This is a genomic window from Enterococcus lemanii (genome assembly GCF_016909125.1).
In the GTDB taxonomy this organism is placed as follows: Bacteria; Bacillota; Bacilli; order Lactobacillales; family Enterococcaceae; genus Enterococcus_I; species Enterococcus_I lemanii.
Genome location: NZ_JAFBFD010000047.1, coordinates 1 through 21,926, shown reverse-complemented (window position 1 = coordinate 21,926; position 21,926 = coordinate 1). Strand labels below are relative to the sequence as shown.

Annotated in this window: 23 protein-coding genes and 3 tRNA genes; 6 read left to right on the top strand and 20 right to left on the bottom strand. The window is 36.1% G+C overall.

All coding sequences use genetic code 11. From position 1 onward, the window contains the following. Window positions 1-189: 189 nt before the first annotated feature. From JOD14_RS11755 to arsC, 6 genes are all read right to left on the bottom strand, one after another. On the bottom strand, window positions 190-849 hold the full coding sequence (locus JOD14_RS11755) for an anti-sigma factor family protein (RefSeq protein WP_204654971.1): 660 nt from the start codon (window positions 847-849) through the stop codon (window positions 190-192). Beyond that, window positions 836-1,342, bottom strand: a complete 507-nt coding sequence (locus tag JOD14_RS11750) for a sigma-70 family RNA polymerase sigma factor (protein ID WP_204654970.1) — start codon at window positions 1,340-1,342, stop codon at window positions 836-838. The genes JOD14_RS11755 and JOD14_RS11750 overlap by 14 nt, the downstream gene beginning before the upstream one ends. 469 nt (window positions 1,343-1,811) lie before the next feature. Next, complete coding sequence (locus tag JOD14_RS11745; RefSeq protein ID WP_204654969.1) at window positions 1,812-2,135, bottom strand: helix-turn-helix domain-containing protein; 324 nt, start codon at window positions 2,133-2,135, stop codon at window positions 1,812-1,814. Between the two features lie 252 nt (window positions 2,136-2,387). Then, window positions 2,388-3,716, bottom strand: coding sequence for an ATP-binding protein (locus tag JOD14_RS11740; protein ID WP_192423541.1), 1,329 nt, complete (start codon window positions 3,714-3,716; stop codon window positions 2,388-2,390). Window positions 3,717-4,016: 300 nt separating this feature from the next. Continuing rightward, a complete protein-coding gene (locus JOD14_RS11735) occupies window positions 4,017-4,427 on the bottom strand; it encodes a hypothetical protein (RefSeq protein ID WP_192423540.1) in 411 nt (136 codons plus the stop codon). 638 nt (window positions 4,428-5,065) lie between these two features. Further along, a complete protein-coding gene (arsC, locus tag JOD14_RS11730) occupies window positions 5,066-5,473 on the bottom strand; it encodes an arsenate reductase (thioredoxin) (protein WP_002372037.1) in 408 nt (135 codons plus the stop codon). Window positions 5,474-5,830: 357 nt separating this feature from the next. Here arsC and cadC point away from each other — a divergent pair, with 357 nt between their 5' ends. Together cadC and cadA are read left to right on the top strand one after the other, a co-directional pair. Then, window positions 5,831-6,190, top strand: coding sequence for a Cd(II)-sensing metalloregulatory transcriptional repressor CadC (gene cadC / locus JOD14_RS11725; protein ID WP_002372035.1), 360 nt, complete (start codon window positions 5,831-5,833; stop codon window positions 6,188-6,190). Continuing rightward, window positions 6,187-8,304, top strand: a complete 2,118-nt coding sequence (gene cadA, locus JOD14_RS11720; protein WP_002372033.1) for a cadmium-translocating P-type ATPase CadA — start codon at window positions 6,187-6,189, stop codon at window positions 8,302-8,304. Before cadC ends, cadA begins: the two co-directional genes overlap by 4 nt. Before the next feature lie 220 nt (window positions 8,305-8,524). Here the strand turns inward: cadA and JOD14_RS11715 are convergent, their stop codons facing one another. After that, window positions 8,525-9,337 (bottom strand): helix-turn-helix domain-containing protein, encoded by an 813-nt coding sequence (locus tag JOD14_RS11715; RefSeq protein WP_002406006.1) that lies wholly within the window; start codon window positions 9,335-9,337, stop codon window positions 8,525-8,527. Window positions 9,338-9,498: 161 nt separating this feature from the next. Between JOD14_RS11715 and JOD14_RS11710 the strand changes: the two genes are divergently transcribed. From JOD14_RS11710 to JOD14_RS11700, 3 genes are all read left to right on the top strand, one after another. After that, window positions 9,499-10,755, top strand: a complete 1,257-nt coding sequence (locus tag JOD14_RS11710; protein ID WP_192423538.1) for a replication initiation factor domain-containing protein — start codon at window positions 9,499-9,501, stop codon at window positions 10,753-10,755. 89 nt (window positions 10,756-10,844) lie between these two features. Further along, window positions 10,845-11,042: a DNA-binding protein gene (locus JOD14_RS11705; RefSeq protein ID WP_067626993.1), complete on the top strand. Its 198-nt coding sequence runs from the start codon at window positions 10,845-10,847 to the stop codon at window positions 11,040-11,042. Between the two features lie 105 nt (window positions 11,043-11,147). Then, window positions 11,148-12,197, top strand: a complete 1,050-nt coding sequence (locus tag JOD14_RS11700) for a tyrosine-type recombinase/integrase (RefSeq protein WP_192423537.1) — start codon at window positions 11,148-11,150, stop codon at window positions 12,195-12,197. 56 nt (window positions 12,198-12,253) lie between these two features. Here the strand turns inward: JOD14_RS11700 and rpsI are convergent, their stop codons facing one another. From rpsI to JOD14_RS11685, 3 genes are all read right to left on the bottom strand, one after another. Continuing rightward, a complete protein-coding gene (gene rpsI / locus JOD14_RS11695; protein WP_192423536.1) occupies window positions 12,254-12,646 on the bottom strand; it encodes a 30S ribosomal protein S9 in 393 nt (130 codons plus the stop codon). A 15-nt stretch (window positions 12,647-12,661) separates the two neighbouring features. Continuing rightward, a complete protein-coding gene (rplM, locus tag JOD14_RS11690; protein ID WP_318654470.1) occupies window positions 12,662-13,108 on the bottom strand; it encodes a 50S ribosomal protein L13 in 447 nt (148 codons plus the stop codon). A gap of 182 nt (window positions 13,109-13,290) precedes the next feature. Then, on the bottom strand, window positions 13,291-13,821 hold the full coding sequence (locus tag JOD14_RS11685; protein ID WP_192423544.1) for a Dps family protein: 531 nt from the start codon (window positions 13,819-13,821) through the stop codon (window positions 13,291-13,293). Between the two features lie 157 nt (window positions 13,822-13,978). Here JOD14_RS11685 and JOD14_RS11680 point away from each other — a divergent pair, with 157 nt between their 5' ends. Continuing rightward, window positions 13,979-14,665, top strand: a complete 687-nt coding sequence (locus JOD14_RS11680; RefSeq protein ID WP_192423533.1) for a prepilin peptidase — start codon at window positions 13,979-13,981, stop codon at window positions 14,663-14,665. A 61-nt stretch (window positions 14,666-14,726) separates the two neighbouring features. Here JOD14_RS11680 and JOD14_RS11675 read toward each other — a convergent pair whose 3' ends face one another. The 10 genes from JOD14_RS11675 to JOD14_RS11630 form a co-directional block, all read right to left on the bottom strand. Then, entirely contained in the window at window positions 14,727-16,046 is a 1,320-nt protein-coding gene (locus JOD14_RS11675) for a C40 family peptidase (RefSeq protein WP_192423531.1), read from the bottom strand. A 331-nt stretch (window positions 16,047-16,377) separates the two neighbouring features. After that, entirely contained in the window at window positions 16,378-17,739 is a 1,362-nt protein-coding gene (locus tag JOD14_RS11670; protein ID WP_204654968.1) for a sialidase family protein, read from the bottom strand. A gap of 80 nt (window positions 17,740-17,819) precedes the next feature. Continuing rightward, window positions 17,820-18,326: a rod shape-determining protein MreD gene (mreD, locus tag JOD14_RS11665; protein WP_192423527.1), complete on the bottom strand. Its 507-nt coding sequence runs from the start codon at window positions 18,324-18,326 to the stop codon at window positions 17,820-17,822. Further along, window positions 18,323-19,183: a rod shape-determining protein MreC gene (gene mreC / locus JOD14_RS11660; RefSeq protein WP_192423525.1), complete on the bottom strand. Its 861-nt coding sequence runs from the start codon at window positions 19,181-19,183 to the stop codon at window positions 18,323-18,325. Before mreC ends, mreD begins: the two co-directional genes overlap by 4 nt. A 130-nt stretch (window positions 19,184-19,313) precedes the next feature. Continuing rightward, on the bottom strand, window positions 19,314-19,949 hold the full coding sequence (locus JOD14_RS11655) for a thiamine diphosphokinase (RefSeq protein WP_192423523.1): 636 nt from the start codon (window positions 19,947-19,949) through the stop codon (window positions 19,314-19,316). Then, complete coding sequence (gene rpe / locus JOD14_RS11650) at window positions 19,946-20,599, bottom strand: ribulose-phosphate 3-epimerase (protein ID WP_192423521.1); 654 nt, start codon at window positions 20,597-20,599, stop codon at window positions 19,946-19,948. Before rpe ends, JOD14_RS11655 begins: the two co-directional genes overlap by 4 nt. Window positions 20,600-20,611: 12 nt before the next feature. Continuing rightward, window positions 20,612-21,493: a ribosome small subunit-dependent GTPase A gene (gene rsgA / locus JOD14_RS11645; RefSeq protein ID WP_204654967.1), complete on the bottom strand. Its 882-nt coding sequence runs from the start codon at window positions 21,491-21,493 to the stop codon at window positions 20,612-20,614. Window positions 21,494-21,643: 150 nt separating this feature from the next. Then, window positions 21,644-21,717 (bottom strand) — tRNA-Pro (locus JOD14_RS11640). A gap of 29 nt (window positions 21,718-21,746) precedes the next feature. After that, window positions 21,747-21,820 (bottom strand) — tRNA-Arg (locus JOD14_RS11635). A gap of 13 nt (window positions 21,821-21,833) precedes the next feature. Next, a tRNA-Leu gene (locus JOD14_RS11630) sits at window positions 21,834-21,919 on the bottom strand. Window positions 21,920-21,926: the final 7 nt, after the last annotated feature.

The following is a 21,926-nucleotide window of genomic DNA, read 5'->3' as shown; positions in this document are numbered from 1 at the left end:
TCATCACTGATTTCGGCTTGTGGTTCGCTACGCTTGGCGGTAACTACCCGCGACTGGACTTGCACCAGCTAGATGAATGCCATGCCTGGCACACATGAGAAAAACCTTATCCACAGGAAACATTGTGGATAAGGTTTTTTGTTTGTTGTTTTGGTTTTCCACAGATAGCGGTTCATCATTTTGAAAGAATCACTTCTCCCAGATCAATTCTGCATGCTCTAACACCGGCTCCCACTTATTCCCTTGGTTAAATATCTTTATCGCATCAAAATCGGCATAATAAACGACATCAATTTCCTGTTCATCATCCAACGAAAAAATAAAATCCTTTTCATCGCGACTACCTTCGTTTTGAAAGAATTGTTTGGCGTGCGCCGTTGCAAAAGTTTTTGTATAATGTAAAAAGACTGCTTTTTTTTCTTGTCCATCTACTATAACGCTCATCGGTTCCGTTGCTGATATCGAAAAGTAATTATCCCCATAGTAATGGGCACTCAAATAACCATTCTCTTGTTTTTCAATTTTGATTAATGAATCAGAATAAGGAATCAATCGGTCAAAATAGAAAATAAAATAAAAAGTGCCAAATAAAATTAAACTTGTCAATAAAACCGAGATTCCAGCAATCATCCGATTTTTACTGCGCCATTTTTTGCTTAAACCTTGCATTAGTGGTGCTTTTTTTTCTATTGGAAAAGACAAATTTCTTTTCATCTGTGCAACCTCTTTTTGACACTTTGGACAATGTGTTAAATGCTCTTCAACCAGTGCTTCTGTTTCTTTACTAACCACATCATCAACATAGAGCGGTAATAAATCTTGAATAACATTACAACTAATCTCTTTCATTCTCAATTTCCTCCATATATTCTATTATTTGCTTTCTAGCTCTGTGATACGTTACCCTCGCCCAACTATCACCTTTCCCAAATAACTTACCAATTTGTAAAAACGATAATTCACCAAATACCCGTAAAGAGAATACTTCTTTATAAGGTTCCGACATCGTCCGAATGAATTGGTGGATTGTAAAAGCGTCTTCTTGCCTTGTTAAGCGTTCAGTTAAATCAACCCTTGTATGGTCGACCTCTTTTTCATTAGAAACAGCCAAATCACACAACCGTCGATGATTCTTTTTGTAATAAGAAAAATAAGTATTTTTAGCAATCGTAAATAGCCAAGCCCGAATATCTTTCTTACCATCAAAACGATGAATCGACTTCAGTGCCTTAAAAAAAGTTTCTTGTGCTATTTCTTCAGCAATACTTTCATTGTCGCATAAAGATCGAATATACAAATGTACCTCCCGAAAGTAAAAATCATACATTTCTTCGAAGTCCACGCTTTTTCACCCCCTTCACTCTATTAACTCCCCAGTTTCAATTTCGTTACAAATTTATTCGTTTTTTTAAGATAATAGTTAAAATTTAGATTCAATATTGTAAATGTCACTTGAAGACAGACGTTTTTCGACTTTTATTCTTAGGTACTTCAGTCTAACATTTGAAGGATTGGACTTGGTGAGCCTTTAGAGGAAAAAACACTTCGAAAATAGTTGAAAAACTCGGAATTTTTAAAAGAAGGGATTCAAAAAAAGAAAAATTACGACAAAACGGCTCAATTAAAAAAGGGCTTAAAACGCGATTTAATTAACGTTTAAAACCCTTTTCTATATTTAAAAGTGTCAAAGATAAAGTCATACGCCGCTTAGTAAATTGCGACTATTTTTTAGTTTGTTATTTTGTTTGTTACAGGGGTTACTTACAACACTATGAATGAAATTATTCGAAAAATCTCTCGTAAAAACTGTCTCAAATATTGACATTGATCCGAATGGTACTTGAACCCACTTTTAAACTAGGATATTCTTCCAATAACCAGTCTTCAATTTGAGTGGCAGATAGGTCTGGGTGCTCATTTAGCCACTGGACAATGACTTCTTCATGATTGCCAAGTTTCTTCTGCCTATTTTGCAAGGTAGCTGTCCATGCACACATCTCTTCATAATCCATCCCTAAATATTTTCTGATTGTATCTCTATCAACACCAACCTTCCTTTTAATTTGACTTATATTAAAACCTAAACGCTTTAACTTGTGGATTTCATGATATAAAGTCATTTTTGATTCGCTCACCTTTCTTCCTCCAATCCAGTTTATACTTGTAACTTAAATAGTATAACTGAATTGCCTAATTTTAAGATAGAAAGTGCAGAATCTTATTTAGCAATATTTGTTGTTTTTAGTTTAGCATTCACAGACGGAAAAAATAAGGGATTTTCTTCTTATACTATTTTATTAAAATTCTATCGTCCGGTAGATAAGACGTTGATTTAATACGGTTAAAAGCATATCGTCCGGTGAATCGTCCGGTAAAAATATTGAGTTTTATTGGAAATGATTACCGTCATTCGCTATTAGATAATATCTAGTAGCAGGTCCGCGCCCTTCCGAACCAATTATTCCGATTTTTTTCAGATTAGATACTAATTCAGATGTATAACTTTTTTGTAAATCTAATGCATCTTGGATCTCTTGACGACTAGCAAGTTTCCCATCACTAAGGTATTGAACAATCGAAACCATGTTGCTATTTAGTTCCATACTATTCAACTTATAATTCATATTATATAAGACAACGGTAAATAAGTTATGCGTTGCAATCAATTCTGGTTGACGCATAAAACCCTTATACAAAGAATAGATACGACGAATTCCAGAACCATAGTTTTCAATGTAGTTCATTTTGTCCAAAGCATTTATCAAAATAGGATTCCTCTTGGCATTTGCTCCATGTTTTATATCCTCAACTGTCAATCCATCTGGAAGAGAGCCTGGTGAAGAAACTGCTAACCTATCATCAAAAATTTCTATCTTAATATCTGAACTCATTGTATAGTCTCGATGAACAAAGGCATTCACTATTACTTCACGTATTGCATCAACCGGGTAAGAGTGATTTTCTATCCGCTTACCATTGTGTCCTAGAGTAATTTGAACCTTATTATTTAGATGAACATATTGAATTGCATCATCAATTTGTTTTGCTACAGAACCTGAAAACAGTTTTTTATCTCGAAAAGTAACTACATCTAATCCTTCATAAACGGCTGCTTTTGAAACAAATGGATTCTCATCACTAATTACTAGTGCAGCATTATTGAATTGATCTGTCTTTTTTTTCTTAAAATCCAAACCAATAATATCGAATTTTATTTCTTCTTTTATAAAAGCTTGTTCAGCATAATTAAAGGTTAAATCATTTCGTTCAATTTTTTCGCTATCAAAAGAATTAGCAATATGCCTATTCATCATTCTTTGTATTTCTGAATCGCTAGCACGCCTTTTCGAACTACCATTGCGAATATAAACACCTTTCCAATTCATTCCTTCTCCATCAGTATAATAATAAGGTTTATTGGTACCTGCACTTACAGAAATTTTAAAAGGTGTACAATTAGGATCAACCATGATTAAACCCGTAACTTCTGGCCTAAATGCTGTTGCCACCCAATTACTTAATAATTCCTCCCATTCTTTATATTGCTTACTCTTATTAGGAAATTCAACGGGTACTCCATCATCATTAGCACCTAAATAAATTGTTCCGCCTGTATCACTATTTAAAAAAGATACGATTTCTGCCTTTAAACTACTAGGTTTCTTCGGAACTGATTCCTTATACTCTATGTTATACCCTTCATTAAGTTCATTCAATTCCATCACTCCATATTTATGATTTATAGCTACGGCGCACTCGATTAAATTTTAATATCACTATCTAATAAAGATTCTACCACTATTAAAAAGAACTGCAATTCTACAACTGAGAAACGTTAAAAAATCTACATAATAATTACTATCCCCTTCTCCATATTACGAGTTAAATAAATCTATTGATAAACATCATCCGACTTTCTATTTAAATTTAAAATCCTGTGATTAAAAACTTATCCACAACAAATTCTGTGGATAAGTTTTTTTGTTTTCTCCTCTTTAGTTTTCCACAGGTACAATTTACAACCCACCGTAATAAATCTGACCTTCTTTACCGGTTTCAATAATTTTAACGGTTTGTTTTGTTTTTAAATAAATACTTTTATAACGGACAACTTCGCCTTCTTTCCAAAGGATGATCCGTTTATTTGTATTATCTTCGGCAACTTCCGGCGTGCCTGAGAAATCCGTGACTTCGAATACTTTGTCTTGTTCTATAAAAGTATTCAAACTCATTCCTTCTTCCTCAAGTGCTGCACTCGAGATTAATGATTCTTTGGTTACTTCTGAAGTCGCCGAATTCGTTGCACTCGCTTCTAGTACTTCGCTTGAAAAAGTCGAACGATTTTCAGAAGTAACAACTTGTTTTTCGTTACAAGCAGCCAGAGATAATGTTACTGTTGCAAGTATTAGAAATATATATTTTTTCATTTTTTCTTTCCTCTCTTTTTTTACTTCATAAAAAAAGGCACCTTCCAAATTGGAAGATGCCTTGATATTCTGCATATAAACGAATTAACGTTTAGAGATGTGACTCGTACTTATTACAAGTACTTCTATCAATAGAAATCCAATTATATCAACATTACAAACATCTAAAAAACAGTTTGATATGGATAAAATAGGATTAATATTGATATTACTTGAACCAATTTGAACCAAAGATGAATGGTAGTTGAATACAATTTTCTTACTAGTTTATCAATCTTTTTTAGAGTTATTCCTCCCCTCTTATTTATTTGAGACCGTATTGATGGCTGGATAGCTGTCTAATAGGGGTTTCAAGGCCAGAATTAGCTAAGCTACTAGATTCTCGAATAATTGTATAAGCCGGTCACACCTACTTAAATGTGATTGAGAAGGTCAAATATAGGGTCAAAAAATACTCGTCAGTATGTCAGATAGATAAATCCAATTTTACGCCAAAAGCAGATCCTTTTCTCTTAAAATAGTAAGAGCCATCGAAGATTTATGTTTCACTTCGCACGGCTTTTACTTTAATTTTCCAATTTATCAAAAGGACATTTTACGTCTTTTTATCTTTTACCGAGATAGATGACAGTTGCTACTTAATCTAGCAAATTCGCTACACGACTTTTTATATCATCTCTAATTTCTCTGAATTTATTAATGATTTCTTCTTCTGTTCCAGTTGCTTTGGCTGGATCTTCCAAATCCCAATGAACATGCTTAATCCCTTTTGGAATTACTGGACATTTATCTTTGGCATCGCCACATAGCGTAATAATTAGGTCTGCTTGATTAAAATAATCCATATCGATCAAATCAGATGTTTGCGTAGAGATATCTATCCCTTCCTCAGCCATTACTTGAACGGCTCTGGGATTTAACCCATGTTGTTCAATGCCGGCGCTTTTAATTTCAAATTCATCTGTTGGCAAAATCGCTTTCCCATAGCCTTCTGCAATTTGACTACGACAAGAATTGCCTGTACATAAAAAGTAAATTTTTCTCATTATTATTTCCTCCGATATCAGACAATTCTGATGGATTTTGAATGAACCAATTTTTTTGTGCGATTAGATATTTTAACTAACAGTAACATGACTGGCACTTCAACTAAGATGCCAACTGCCGGCGCTTATGTAAAAATATAGATAATCATCTATGTTTTGTCAAATGCTTCTGTCTTTCAGTTCAAATTAATTAGTTTATTATTTGCATTCGATTCAATCTAATTTGAAAATCACTACTTATATAGATGCATCCATACAATCTATATAACTCCTCACATATTCAAATTAAAATTTGATTATTCTATTAATCTATGATACACTACATTCAAATATCCATTAGAATAAAGGAGGAGCTGTATGAAAAACGAAATTTGTGAAATCTCATGTGTTCATGAAGATAAAGTTTTACTAGGAAAAGAAAAGTTACAAACTGAGGATATTTCGAGCTTAAAAAGTGTCTTCAAAATTTTAGCTGATGAGAATCGCTTAAAAATTATCTACGCCCTAAGTTATGAGGATGAATTATGTGTATGTGATATCGCAGCAACTATCGAGGCAACCGTGGCAACAACCTCACACCATTTATTATCATTGAAAAAAAATGGAATTGTTGTGAGTCGGAAAGTAGGGAAATTGGTTTATTACTCTATCAAGAATGATAAATTTGTCCAACTACTAAATTCCAAACTGTATTTAGAAGATGAGGTGCTAGTATGAGTGAAAAAAAACAAGTCTATCGGGTTGAAGGATTGAGCTGTACGAATTGTGCGGCAAAATTCGAAAAAAATGTTTCTCAAATACCAAAAGTTACCGATGCAAAAGTAAATTTCGGTGCCGGAAAAATCTCTATCGAAGGCGAAGCGACTATTGCGGAAATTGAAGCTGCAGGAGCTTTTGAGAATCTTAAAGTTCAGTCCGAACATGATACAGAACCTCGCATTGAAACAAAAGAGCCTTTTGTGAAAAGAAACTGGAACCTATTGGTTTCACTGTTTTTAATTATTTTGGCATTAGGATCTCAAGTAGTTAACGGTGAAGATGCGCTATTAACAGAAGGATTATTTATACTAGCGATTATTATCGGCGGATTTAGTTTGTTTAAAGAAGGATTTTCAGACCTATTAAAATTGAATTTCTCAATGGAATCTCTTATGACAATTGCAATCATTGGTGCTGCAATTATTGGCGAGTGGACTGAGGGCTCAATCGTTGTTATCTTATTTGCAATTAGCGAAGCTTTAGAACGGTTTTCAATGGATAAAGCAAGACAATCAATACGTTCCCTAATGGATATTGCTCCGAAAGAAGCATTAATTAGAAGAAATAATGTTGAACAAATGATTAATGTTTCAAAAATCGAAGTAGGCGATATTATGATCATTAAGCCTGGACAAAAAATTGCTATGGATGGTCAAGTCATTAAAGGCCATTCCTCAGTAAATCAGGCTGCGATTACCGGTGAATCTGTCCCTATTGAAAAAAATATTAATGATGATATCTTTGCAGGAACGATTAATGAAGAAGGTGCACTTGAAGTCAAAGTTACAAAGCATGTGAACGACACGACAATTGCCAAAATTATTCACCTAGTTGAAGAAGCACAAGGTGAACGAGCACCTGCTCAAGCATTTGTCGATAAATTTGCGAAATATTATACACCCACCATTATGGTGATTGCCGCATTAATCGTCATCGTTCCCCCATTATTTTTTAACGGAGATTGGAATACTTGGTTGTATCAAGGGCTCTCTTTATTAGTTGTTGGCTGTCCTTGTTCTTTAGTAATCTCAACACCTGTGTCTATCGTTTCAGCAATTGGAAACTCTGCTAAAAATGGTGTTTTGGTAAAAGGCGGTATTTATCTTGAAGAAATTGGTGGCCTCAAGGCGATTGCCTTTGACAAAACAGGAACATTGACTAAAGGAACACCAACGGTAACAGATTTCACTACAGTTGATTCAAAAGACGAAGAGAAATATTTCTCAATTATTACAGCATTAGAATCATATTCTCAACACCCTCTCGCGTCAGCAATCTTAAAAGAAGCTGATAATAGAGCGATTTCTTATAAATCAGTAGTTGTTGACGAGTTTACTTCAATTACTGGAAAAGGAATACAAGGAAACATTGAGGGGATTACCTATCTTGTAGGGAGTCCAAAGCTTTTTGAATCTATCTTAACAGATAACTCAAAGATTATTGAAAATTACCAAAGACTTCAGCAACAAGGAAAAACAGCAATGCTCTTAGGAACAGATAAACAAATTTTAGCAGTCATTGCAGTAGCTGATGAGTTAAGAGAATCAAGTAAAGCAGTCATTGAAAAATTACATGATTTAGGAATCGAGCATACGATAATGCTGACTGGTGATAATGCTACAACTGCTCAGTCAATCGGAAAACAAACAGGTGTAACTGAAATAAAAGGCGATTTGATGCCTCAAGATAAATTAGATTATATTAAATCACTTAAGGAAACCTATGGAAAAGTCGCCATGGTTGGTGATGGTATTAATGACGCACCAGCATTAGCTGCCTCAACAGTCGGTATCGCAATGGGTGGCGCTGGAACAGATACAGCTTTAGAAACAGCTGATGTAGCTTTAATGGGTGATGACTTACAGAAACTTCCCTTTATAGTTAAATTAAGTCGACAAACATTGAGAATCATTAAGCAAAATATTACCTTCTCATTGGGAATCAAACTATTAGCATTATTACTTGTAGTTCCAGGCTGGTTAACGTTATGGATTGCTATCTTAGCTGATATGGGAGCAACTATATTAGTTACCTTGAACGGCTTACGACTGATGAAAGTTAAATCTAAATAGACAAGTAGTAGCATAAAAAGAGGAAAGACTAGCGACGGCAGCGCCGTATAAGCTAGTCTTTCCTCTTTTTAATGCTGTTGCAGGACGGCGTAGCCGGACTGCATGGGCAAGCCCCTCTTTCTAACAGGGGGCTAACAAAGAACAGGAAACTGTGACAACTACCCATTTGGGAGTGTCCTAGCAGTGTTTTCTTTGTCACATGCTTATCAATCTTGTCACCTTATTTTGATTGCGGATACGCTGCATTTAACAGGCGTTCTTTCTCGATTTCCATTGCGAATGGAAGATAGAGGTATTGTTGTTCTAATAGGTATAGATTATCTTCTGTGTATTGATAGGAGGCTGTTTCTTTTGAATAGACTAATGGGGCGATTCGAACATCGCCGGTCAATTGATTGATCGAGTATAGAAGAATGACTTTTTCACCTAGTTCCTTGGGCAAATGTTTCCCAAAATAGGAATAGGATTCTTGATTTGCTAAATAGACGAGTAAGCGATCCACACTAAAGTTGGAAAAGGTAAAGGGCAGAATGTGCAGAATGTGATTTTGATTATCATGGTGTAAATAGAGTTGAGCTTCTTTACCAAATTTAGTTGAACCAAGGTAAAGCTGCTTTTTCTCATCGATACATTGATAAGTAAATTGGTCTTGTTCCGTTGGTGGAATGAGGTTTATAATAAAAAATTCAATCATCCGATCCATTTCTTTTTCACTAACAAGACCGGCTTGTTTCAGTTCGTCTACTATTAGCCCTTCAATCTTAGGATCAAGCTTACCTGCCTTCTTTTGAAGCATTTCTAAAATGTATTGGTTTTCTTGAGTACCATACAAAAGATATTCGTTGGTGACATGGCCTATTTCTGCAATTTGGTGAAGGGTTTCGGTTTTTGGAAGGTTAATCCCACGTTCCCAGTTATTGACTGTACTTCGTGGTAAATCACCAATTAGTTTGCCAAATTTCTCCATACTCAACTTTAACTCTTGACGAATCTGCCGAATTCGATTGCCCACTGCTTGCTTGTCTATCTCCATGAAAACTCCTCCTCATGATAAGTTCTTAAATTCAGTATACGCTTGTACTTAAAAAAAGTCAAAATGTATTGACTTAAAATAAATACAGGCGTACAATCGATTTGTACTTAAAATAAGTCTGATGGTTCTTTGACAATTTAATAGCAGAAGGAGGTTTTTCTATGAACCAAGTCAATCAACATGATCTCGGGGAAGCCATTCGAGTTTCTCGAGAAGAAAGGGGGTGGACCCAGCGATATTTAGCAGAAAAAGTGGGGATTTCGAGGTCGTTACTATCAAAGGTAGAAAAAGGAACGAGACGATTAAGTGCAGAAAAACTGAATCTTGTATTGGATAGTTTGCAAGAAGAGATTGTTCCAGTTAATCGTGTTTTGATTGATTATCTAACCATTCACTTTTTCTCGAATCAACATTTAAAGTTGATTGAAGAGATTATTGGCATGCCTATTGAACGCTTTGAGGAACTGGATTATGCGCCAAAGGGCTATATTGGGCAATATGTTTGGAATCAAGTAATCACGATTCGGTATTCCATTGACGATACGGTAAAAGGAACCGTAATGGAGTTTTCAGGTCAAGGCTGTAAACATCTTGCCATGCGTTTGAAGACCGCAAAATCAAACTGGCAAGAGTTCTTCCGTAAGGTATTAGATTATCAGGGAAACTTTACACGGATTGATTTTACTTTAGATGATTTTGTGGGGAGTCTCAGCATTCCAGAACTGAAGCGTAAGGTAACACTAGGCCATGTGTGGACCACTTTTCAAGTGAGTGAATCTCATGGCGGTACGGATATCATAAACAATGAATCAAATGGTGAGACCTTGTATTTAGGCTCAAAGAAGAGTCAGTGTCGCTTTTGCTTTTATCAGAAGGATTATGAACAACGAAAGCGACGAGGAATTTCTTTAGAAGAAGCAGAAGTAAAAAATCGCTTTGAACTACGGTATCGAAAAGAGAAAGCGCAAAGCTTGGCAAAGATTATTTCAAAAACCCATGATTTAACCAAACTATTCTTTGAGTTACTTAATGGGGCAATTTGTTTTTATGACCGTGCTCCAAATGATCCAGGTGCAAAAGTCGATGCCAAATGGGCAGCCTTTATTGGCAATCATGGCGCAATCACCATTTCTTTAGAAACGATTCCTCAAAGCTTTGAGAAAAGTATGAATTGGTTAATTCACAGCGTTTCTCCCACCCTCGCATTTATTCAAGAGGTAGATAATCATTTTGATTCAAATTTAATTAACGAGATTATTAGCTGTGGGGAACTTAGTTCAAGGCAGCAAAAAATATTAGAAAATTTGATTGCTGAGCCTGATTATTATCAGGAAGAAGTAGAATTTTATATCCAGTGTCTTCAAAATATGAAGACAGAAAAAATACACAAAAAAAGCAAAGCACAGCTTACACATTAAAATGTATAAACGTACTCCGCCCTAGACAAGTTGAGTATAGCACATTTCCTTGTGTCAGCCAAAAAACATTTTTGGAAAGGAAATAAACTATGAAAAATACAATAACTACTTATGAATTGCCCTATCTACTTACTAGAGAACAAGCTTCTCAGTTTTTAGGGATTGATCCAAAATCTTTTGATAAATTCGTTCGCGCAAACGATGAGTTAGAGCGTTTTATGATAGGAAGACAAGAGCGATACACTGTCACTTCCCTCATCAATTTTATTAAGACGCACTCTATCTAGTTAAAATATCGTAGGGTGGTTGATTAGATGCTTTTAGCCATGTAGAATGGCGGTGTATTCAACTAGCATTTATCAACCATCTTTCAGTGAAAGGATTTGTTATAAATGCCTAGTATAATTAAACGTGGTAACTCATATAGAGCTCAGATCTCACTTTACAACCATGGTCAACATAAGAAATTGACAAAATCATTTAGCTCTAAAAAGGAAGCAACTCGTTGGGCTTTGGAAAATGAATTGGAGAAGGGAAATGGAAAACAATTAGCAGAGCGTACAACAACATTTGCTGACTTCTTTGAAAACTGGATTCATATCATAAAGAAAAACGATGTAAAAGAAACGACTTTTCAAAATTATCAAAGGACTTCTCAAGTGGTGAAGAAATTATTTGGCGATATACAGTTAAAGGATTTGAACGATATTGTAGTACAACGAAAAATAGATAAGTATGCAGAAACTCATTATCGTAAAACCACTCATGAAGTACTATTGAAAATCAAAACGGCATTACGTGATGCTTATGCTCGTGGCTATCTTGCTACCGATTTTGCAAATTTAGTCAAAACACGAGGGAAAGTTTTAGATAAGAGAAACCGTGCACTTTCTATTACCGAATTAAAGAAACTTCGTACTTATGTCATTAATCATCGAGAAAATGAGTTTAACATTCTTGTACTCCTTGCCTTAGAAACTGGCATGAGACGCGGAGAGCTTTTAGGTATACGTCCCGAAGACCTCTTTGAATATGGTATCCATGTCAGACGTTCCCTTAGTCCAACTTCTGAAGATACCTCGTTAAAAACAAAAAATTCAAGACGAGATATTTCCATTAATCAAGAAGTCTACGATATTCTAAAATCTGTCCCGATTAAAGATAATGGATATTTTTTTGATCCTGACGGCTTTCAACAATCTGCTAAGCTCGCCAGATTACTGAAAAAACTAGATATTCCAAAAACTACCTTCCACGGCCTAAGAGATACTCATGCTTCTTTTCTATTTTCACAAGATATTGATATTGCCTATGTATCAAAACGCTTAGGTCATATCAATATTCAAACAACGCAGAACTATTATCTTGAATTGATGCCAGAAAAAAAGCACCAGCAAGATGCTGATGCTTTAAACCTCTTAAATTCTTTGTCAAATTTATAATTTGAACCAACTTGAACCAAAAAATTCTTGTAAACGTTGATACAATAAGGAATTGATTAACGTTTTGAGAATTGTGAAGCTTTACGAGCTTTTTTAAGACCTGGTTTTTTACGTTCAACCATACGAGCGTCACGTGTAAGAAGACCAGCTTGTTTTAAAGCTGCACGGAAATCAGGATCTACAGTTAACAATGCGCGAGCGATACCATGACGGATAGCACCTGATTGTCCTGCATAACCACCACCGTTAACGTTAACCATAACGTCATATGCGCCTCTTGTTTCAGTTACGCCAAATGGTTGGTTGATAACTTCACGTAGGTCAGCATGTGGGATATAGACTTCAATGTCTTTTTTATTGATAGTAATTTTTCCAGTTCCTGGTACTAAACGTACGCGAGCAACTGCATTTTTACGACGGCCAGTGCCGATATATTGTGCTTGTGCCAATGAAATTCCCTCCTATTAAATTAAGTTTGTGATGTCTAATACTTCTGGTTGTTGTGCTGCATGTGGATGAGTTCCTTCAGCATAAACGTGTAGTTTCATGCCTTGCGCACGACCTAAAGTATTTTTAGGTAACATCCCTTTAACAGAAGTTTCGATTAAACGACGAGCATTTTTCTCACGTAACTCACCAGCTGAAACAGATTTTAATCCACCTGTGTAGCCTGAGTGACGGTAGTACATTTTATCACTTGCTTTATTACCTGTTAATTTAACTTTTTCTGCATTAATTACGATTACAAAGTCACCTGTATCCACATGAGGAGTGAATGTTGGTTTATTTTTTCCACGTAGGATTGATGCCACGACTGCTGAAAGACGACCCATAGGAACATCTGTTGCGTCGACTACATACCATTTACGTTCTACTTCGCCAGCTTTGGCCATATATGTTGTACGCACTATTTTTTCCTCCAATTCAATTTCGAATGTTTGACAATCACTTGAGTTTCCGGGGCTCTCATGGGGCAAACAATACCATTTAATATAATACCTAGATTTTTCAAGTCTGTCAATCTTTTTCCTTTAAAAAACAGAAAAAAGAAGACCATTCCTCGAATTGTCTTCTTTTTGTTACATTCAGTTGTTTACTCAGGATTTGATGCGTAATCGATTTCGATTTGCAAGGTGCCTATTTTATAATCAACGTCGGTAATATCGATGTTTGGTGCATAGCCTAATTTGGCTTGAATCATCCAAATTTTCTTTTCGACATCGGTATGGAAGCTCGTGAAAATATCTTGGGTACTATCATCGCCTTCTTCTCCAGCAACTTCAATCCCTTTGTTGTAAAGGGCTGCTAAATAACGATAACCATCCACTAGAGTAGCCATCCGTTCTGGAATCGTTCGTTCATACGTCCCAATTTCATCTTTAATACCGGTATGGTCAATAAATTCTTGTAATGTAGAGTAAGGTGCACCGTCTAATGTAATTAAACGTTCTGAAACAACATCTAATTGTTCATTAATTTCATCCATCCATTCATCCATTAATGGGTGTAAGGTTAAAAATTCTGGTCCGCGCATGTACCAGTGGGTTTGGTGGATGACCACTGAAAATTGACTTAAATCGGCCACAAGTTGATTTAAAATTCCTTTTGTTTTCGCATATTTCATTTTTTGTTCCCTCACTTTCTCTTACTCTTATAAGCATAATACGATTTTAAAGAAATGTACACCGAAAGTATCTAATTGAGAATCTTTTTCACGTTTAGGCAATCATCTTTTCATCTTTTTTGCGTATTTTACTAAAAAGACTGAAGGAGAATGTTTGATGTTTATTTTTTATTTTGGTTGTTGTTTTGGCTCATTTTTTACCGTAGTGGCCAGTCGTTTGCCACTGCGCGAAGATTTTATTTTCTCCCGTTCTTGCTGCCATCATTGTCAAAAAAAGCTAGCTTTTTACGAATTAGTCCCTCTTTTTTCTATTTTAAGTCAAAAGTTTCGGTGCCGATCGTGCCAGAAAAAAATCCCTACTTTTTATTTCATTGTTGAATTGGTTTATGGTGGTTTATTTTATTTAGCCATTCATCAGCTTACTTTAGCTGATCAACTAATTTTCGGCCTCTGGGTTACCATGGCTTATTTACTTGCTTTAACTGATTATTTTTATCTCATTGTCGAACCACGAATTTTATATCCATTCACTTTTCTTTTATGGTTGGTCGCTTTTTATTTCCAAAGACCTTTTTACTATTCAACCTTTATCTTACTACTAATTTTTGCGCTGAGTGTCTATTTTTTCTTTTACAATTATTTTGGCTTTGGCGATTGTCTCCTACTGCTTGCTTGGGGGCCATGGTTATCTTTGAGAGCCCTCGCTTTTTTACTGGCCAGTGCAAGCATATCTGCTTTATTACTCATTATTCTTAAAGCACTTTTGAAAAAAGAGGTGCCAAAACAACTTCCTTTTGTGCCTTTTTTAAGTTTCGGTCTTGTTTTAGTTTTATTATTTTTTTAAAATCATGCAAAAAAAGCTGATGAGATTTTCTCATCAGCTTTTTTTGCATGATTTACTTTTATTACATACGTACAGCAAAGCTTGGTGCGTAATAGCTTACTGAACCAACTTTTACTGACTCACCTGGTTGTGGTGCATGAATGTATTGACCGCCACCTAAAGCAATCGCTACGTGGTGTGTTCCTCCTGGTGAACCCCAGAAGTATAAATCGCCTGCTTGAGCTTCTCCAACAGAGATTCTTGTACCGGCACTTTCTTGTGGAACTGTCCATCCACCAATTTCGCGACCAGTTGCTTGACGATAAACATAGCTTGTAAAGCCAGAACAGTCAAATGTATCTGGTCCTTTCGCTCCCCAAACATATGGTTTGCCAATATGTTTATAAGCTTCTGCAATCACAGCGGAGCTATTACCAGACGGTGCCGGTGCAGGCGTTGGTGCAGGTGTGCTTACTTCTGGTGCGCTTGGTGTTACAACGTTTGGTGTTGTTGGTGTTGAATTACTTGTGCTATTATTTACAACATCATTTGAACTATTATTTGTTGTGTTACTTGTTGAGTTACTTGTTGTATTATTTGTTGTTCCTTGAATAGAAGTTTGTGTTTGAGTTTGTGTTTGAGCTTGCGCTTGTGCAGCGGCTTGGGCTGCGGCCGCTTGAGCAGCTGCGGCTAAGCGTTCTTCTTCTGCAATACGTGCACGTTCTGCTTCTGCAGCGGCTTTTTGCTCTTGAAGTGTTTCTTTTTCACTTTCTTTTGAAGATTGTTGAATTGCTAAATCAGCTTTTAAAACAGCTAATTCTGCTTGACTACTAACAAGTTCACCTTTTTGTGCTTCTAGAGCCACTTGGTTTTCTTGAATTTCAGCCATTTTTGCTTCGTTTTCTGCTGTTTTATCTTCAACTGCTTGTTTATCAAGTTTTTGTTGTGTCACTAAGTCATTGTTTGCATTCACAATCGTTGACATTGCTTGAACACGACCAATCGCATCTGTTAATGAGTCTGCATTTAAAACAGCATCGATTAAAGTGGTTTGGCTACCATTCACTTGTACGTCACGTGCTTGGTTACGAATAGCTTCCTCGCGGCGTTCGATACGAACTTCTAAATCTGCAATTTCTTGCTTTAATTGTTCTGTTTCTTCATTTAATTTTACTTGTTTTGCTAGTAAAGCTTGTGCTTGCGTATTGATTCCCGCAATTTCACCTTCTAATGAGCTAATTTTTGTTTGTAAACTAGTTTGTTGTGACTTTAATTCGTTAATTTCTTTATTCTTTTGTTCAATCTTTTGATCAAAGTTATCCGCTAAAGCAATGCTTGGAGCACTTACTGCAGTGAAAACTAATGAACACGCTAGTAGTGACGACACGATACGCTTCTTCAAATTTGATTCCTCCGACTTGGTTACTTATTTTATATGATTCTTAATAGAGTTTAAAATTTCTTAAATTAATTTTAACGACAAGCTGATTGTAACATAGCCTCATGACATTCAGATAAAAGAATTGTTACAAATATGTTTCAAATTAACACCGTTTTCTTACTGATTATATGACGGTTGAATTTTTATCTCTTTTTTTGTAAAAACGCTTCCTTTCGCTTTATACCAAGGCATAAATACGACTCTATTGCTAATTTCTTCCGTTTGAAAGCGTCGAACAAAGTGGTCTTAAATTAAGTAACCAATGTTTTTATGGCGGTCATTTTTCGTTATTTTATCGATCTTCAATCAGCGTATCGATCGCTAATTTTGTGAACATTAAGCGAATTAAACCGTCTTGTTCAAATTGAGTTTCATATAAAATCCCTAGTTGTCCGTCTTTTAATTTCGTCATTGAAGAGTAGATAAAAGACCCTGACGCAATTTCTTTTGCAATTGGCCATGTTTTTCCTTCATCTAGGCTGATCCGTAACAAGCCATTTTCTCTTTCCGTTGTTGAATTGGGGCCTAAGAATAATAAGGCATTTCTATCATCGGACAATGCCGTCGAATCTTTCAATAGACTAAACTGGCAGACTGGATTTACCAGTTCCGGAACAAACGTTAATTCTTGCCAAGTTATACCACCGTCTGTACTTTCTGACTTTGCTACACAACCTTTTCCAAAATGGTTACGCATATAAACCACTAGCGTCCCATCATTTTTTTCAAACAATTGAGATTCGGTCAGCTCATAACGCTTCAATTCTTGTCCTAAACTCTCGGCTGAAATCGCTTTTAATTCAAAAGAACGTTGGTCATTTGGCGACGCGCCACGTTGCCACGTTGCTCCGTGATCATCACTATAAATCACACTACAAGAAAAAAAGCCAGCGCGGTTCATAAAATAAATCGGGAAAAGTAACCGTCCTTTTTGAGGCCCTTTGGTTAATTGAATCCCTATTCCCGGTCCAGCCCCAATAAAACTCATCCATTCCTCTTTGACTTGCTTGTTTATATCAATCGCTTTTGACCAAGTCGCACCTTCGTCATCACTATAAATGAATTGCAAGTAACTAGTCGGTGTTTCATACAAGAACCAGTCTTTTGTTTCATCAAACTTATCATAAATCGAACCGAGCTTTTTACCTGATTTAAACACTTGGCCATCACCGTTCACGGTATAGTCGGTTAAAGTTTCTGCTTCTTTGGTGTAAACTTTACCATCTTCTGCCAAAATATACGGATACAAGTGGCGATTATACAAAATTTTGCGTCCTTTTTCGTCAAAACCACGCCCAGCCCAACTACTAAAAGCACCGACACCACCAGGAGTATGACAGTATAACGACCAAATACGCTCTGTTACTTGGTCTTGTAACAAAGCACAATCAATCGCAGCCGGTCCGTGTAAGCCTAGATTACCGAAATATTCGATGGTCGTCTGATAATCGCCCCATGTTTTTCCGTTATCAAAACTCCGTCGAATAACATTTTTAATTTCGTTTGGATTGTCTCGTTGACTGACTAAACGTGCATCTCCCGCAGCAATTAGCGTGCCTCTTTTCGTTTGAATCAAAGCCGGGATACGAAAAGCTTGAGAATTTCCTTCTCCAGGTGAAAATAACGCGATTGGTTGGAATTCTTCTACTAACAATTTATTCGCTCCTTTAATTTATAAAAAAATAAAACTACCCATTTAGTGTATCAAATCCACACTAAATAGATAGTTCTTCTTTAGTTTTTCCAATAAATTTTTTTCAAGGGATAAAAACCAATGATTAAAAAAAGCATGTTTAATAACAGTGATGGCCCAAGTAAGCGTGTAATAAAATAGGTCGGGTCCACCGTAATCAAGTTAAACAGTAATTGGATCACAACAATTACAACTTCAAAAACGGTCAAGAGAATCACAAATCCAAAAAATAAATTAAAATAATTCTCGTATAACGTTCCATGAAGCAAATAAACAAGCCAAATGACTAGTGGAAAAGCGACTGCATAAATACCTAATAAACCAATAAAATAAAGATCAAAGAGACTACCTATCACGAGCGCTACTAGTATTAAGTAATATTTCGGTAAATACCGCGCCGCAAAAAGCATCGTTAATAACGTTAAATGCGCACGCCAAATATATTGATCTTGACTAGCCGCCAATAAAAATCGCGTAATTTGACCATCGATTAACATCAGCAAGAAAAAGAGAAAGGGTGAAAAGAGTTTTTGCTTCGTCATCTTCATTCTTCAACATCCCCTACCGTACGCTTAATCACCGTTACGACTGATAAATCAGACATCTGTGCATAAGGCTTAACATAGACTTGACGCGTTAGGCCAAATCGATCGGTTGTTTCGGCTAAAGTGACTCCCACTGGCAAGTCAGCTGGTGAGTTGCCCCCTAAACCGGAAGTCTGAACAACCGCATTTTCTTCAACGAAAGCGCCTGTTAATTGTTCAACGACTAATACTTTCTTTTCGGTATCATACTGTTTAATAATACCAAATGTTTCGCCCTTTTTCCCTGAAATGCGTACGGGGAACTGATTACTGTTTTGATTGCTTGACGTTAGTAGTTCAACTTTAGAAGACGCAACGTTTGCTTCAATCACGCGCCCAACTAAACCTTTATTGGATAAAACCGCCATATTCACTTCGACACCATCACGTGTACCTCGATCAATAATTAGCATATCTTGCCAAGTATCTGGCGAGCGTGAAATAACATTACTTGTAATTTTTTCGTAATTAGTTAAAGTCGCTTGTAAGTCAAGTTCTTCTTGTAAAGCCGCAATTTCTCTTTCTTGGTTTAAATTTTGTTGGACAATGGCGTCGTATTGATCAATTTTTGCTTTTAAAATTGCATTTTCTTCGTACGTCACAAATAAATTTTCAATCGCATAAGCGCCATTTGTAACCCAACGAATAGGTAGCGCAATCATTCGATCAACAATTGCCACTGTATCGTTAACAACGGTCTGCGTAAAACTTGTTTTTTGTGCGACTGAGCGTCGGGCAATACTAACACTTAAAATAGTCACAACAAGAATTGTTAGAATTAATGTAATTATTATATTTTTATTTGGATTAAATTTTTTCACCAAAGGCACCTCAAATGTTAGACTGATAGGTTAAATTGTACCACTAAATGATTAGAAACAAAAGAAAAGACCAGACTCTTAAGCTTTTTTTGAAGAGTTTTTTCAAAAAAAGAAAGGCTCGTCTTTTCGATTAATCTTTTGATTGAATGACCGCAACCATTCCCGTGGAAAAAGAGAGTTTTGCTTCAGAAGTTAGAAACTCATTACTCGCAAAAGCCATCGGGTAGGCGACCGTATGATTCGCTAACGTATATTTACTATTTTCTAAAGTTAAATTAGAAACGGCCGTTAAACAACAATAAGCTAAATATTTCATTTCCGAAATAGCTAAAATCCTATGGGTCCCTGGTAAAAAAAACTGAATCGTATTTTGTTTATCACGCAACGTTATTTGAGAACTATGCACACGAAATCGGTCTTCTAAAACTAACCATAAATTAGCTAAAAAATGATCGATACGTCCACCTGTTGCTCCAATTAATTCAATCTCAGCTTCAGGATAATGTTTTAAAACAACCGACACAGCTAATTGCGTATCAGTATCATCTTTTTCAGACGGAGCAGTCAATGTTTCTTTGGCATAATTAAAAACATTTATTTTTTCTTCAGGAGTTAAGGAATCAAAATCCCCTACCGCTAGATCTAGTGGTAAGCCCGCTTCTAGCAAATAAAGACTCCCACGGTCGATGCCGACATAGTAATCATAACTTTTATTTAATTTTGGCCAATATTCTTTTTGACCACCGCTAACTAATAAGATTTTCATCCATTCAACGCTTCTTTTAAAAGTGCCATTGCTTTAGCGGGATCTTCAGAACCATAAATATAACTCCCTGCAACAAAAACATTAGCGCCGGCTTCTTTACAAAGTTTCGCGGTTTCCGGCACAACACCACCATCAACTTGAATATCATAGTGATAGCCATGTTCTTTTTTTAATTTCGCAAGCTCTTCAATTTTTCCTAACGTTTCTGTAATAAAGCTTTGGCCGCCGAAACCAGGATTGACAGTCATCACTAAGACTTGATCAACCATACTTAAGACATGCTTAATCGCACATACGGGGGTCCCAGGATTTAAAACAACTTCGGCTTTTACATTTTTTTCTTTAATTAATTGGATGGTGCGGTGAACATGAGGGTCTGCTTCGACATGAACACCAATAATATCTGCACCTGCTTCAATAAATTCATGAATATAACGATCGGGTTGAGCAATCATTAAATGCACATCTAATGGCAATTTCGTATGCGGACGTAAAGCTTTCACCACATTTGGTCCAAAGGTAATATTAGGAACAAACTGACCATCCATTACATCAATATGAATATAATCGGCACCAAGTTTTTCTACTAATTCAACGTCTTTTTGCAAGTTAGCAAAATCTGCACTTAAAATGGAAGGGGCTAATTTCATTTGATTCATCTCCTATTTTTTCTTTCGATACATTGGTTTGCGGTTTTCTATTTCTGTTAAAAACTGTAAATAATTTTCATACCTTGTTAACGCAATTTCTTTTCTTTCGACGGCTTCTTTCACTGCACAGTTCGGTTCATTGACGTGCATACATTCTCTAAAGCGACAATGATTAGCAACTTGAACAAATTCAGGAAATTGTTTTGGTAGTTCTCTCGCTTCAATCTCTAAAAAATCAATCGAACTAAACCCTGGCGTATCTGCCACTAGACCACCTGCAATTGATAACAATTCGACATGCCTCGTTGTATGTCGCCCACGACCCAATGCTTCTGAAATTTCTCCAGTTTCTAAAGCCAATTCAGGTACAATTCGATTCAAAAGCGTTGATTTTCCCGCGCCAGATTGTCCCATAAAAACTGTAATTTTTTGATCAAAATACGCTTCAATTTCTCTCAATGAAAGGCCATCTTTCGTTCCTACAATCACAGGATACCCAATTGATTCATAAATTTCTTTTATTTCTAAAATCATTTCTGTCTTTTCCAGTAAATCTTTTTTTGTCAAATAAATAATTGGGTGAATCGCTTCGTATTCTAATGTGACTAAAAAGCGGTCCAACAAATTATAAGAAAAATTTGGTTCAACTAAACTACTAACGATAACACCTTGATCAACATTCGCTACTGCTGGACGAACCAATTGATTTGTTCGTGGTAAAATTTCTAATAAATACCCATCTGTTATACTCGTACTTTCAAAAATCGTCTGGTCGCCAACTAATGGCGTAATTTTTCGCTTACGAAAATTACCACGCGCTCGTGTTTGATAAACTTTCCCTTCAGATTCAATGTAGTAAAAACCACTTAAAGCTTTGACGATTCTTCCTTCCAATATAAAATTCACCTCTTATAAGGACGTATTTTATTCTATTGTACCATAATTATCACTTAGAATTCGGCTGGATTCCGTGTGTTTTTACCTTTTTAGGCAAAAAAGATAAGGCAAACTTAGCTATACTAAGTTTGCCTTATCTTTTCAATATCGGGAAGACAGGATTCGAACCTGCGACCCCTTGGTCCCAAACCAAGTGCTCTACCAAGCTGAGCTACTTCCCGCAATTTAAATGTAAAAAAAAAGAAAATAACGCGCCCGAGAGGAGTCGAACCCCTAACCTTCTGATCCGTAGTCAGACACTCTATCCAATTGAGCTACGGGCGCAATATTTAATTAATGCCGAGGGCCGGAATCGAACCGGCACGGTGATCACTCACCGCAGGATTTTAAGTCCTGTGCGTCTGCCAGTTCCGCCACCCCGGCTTAAGAA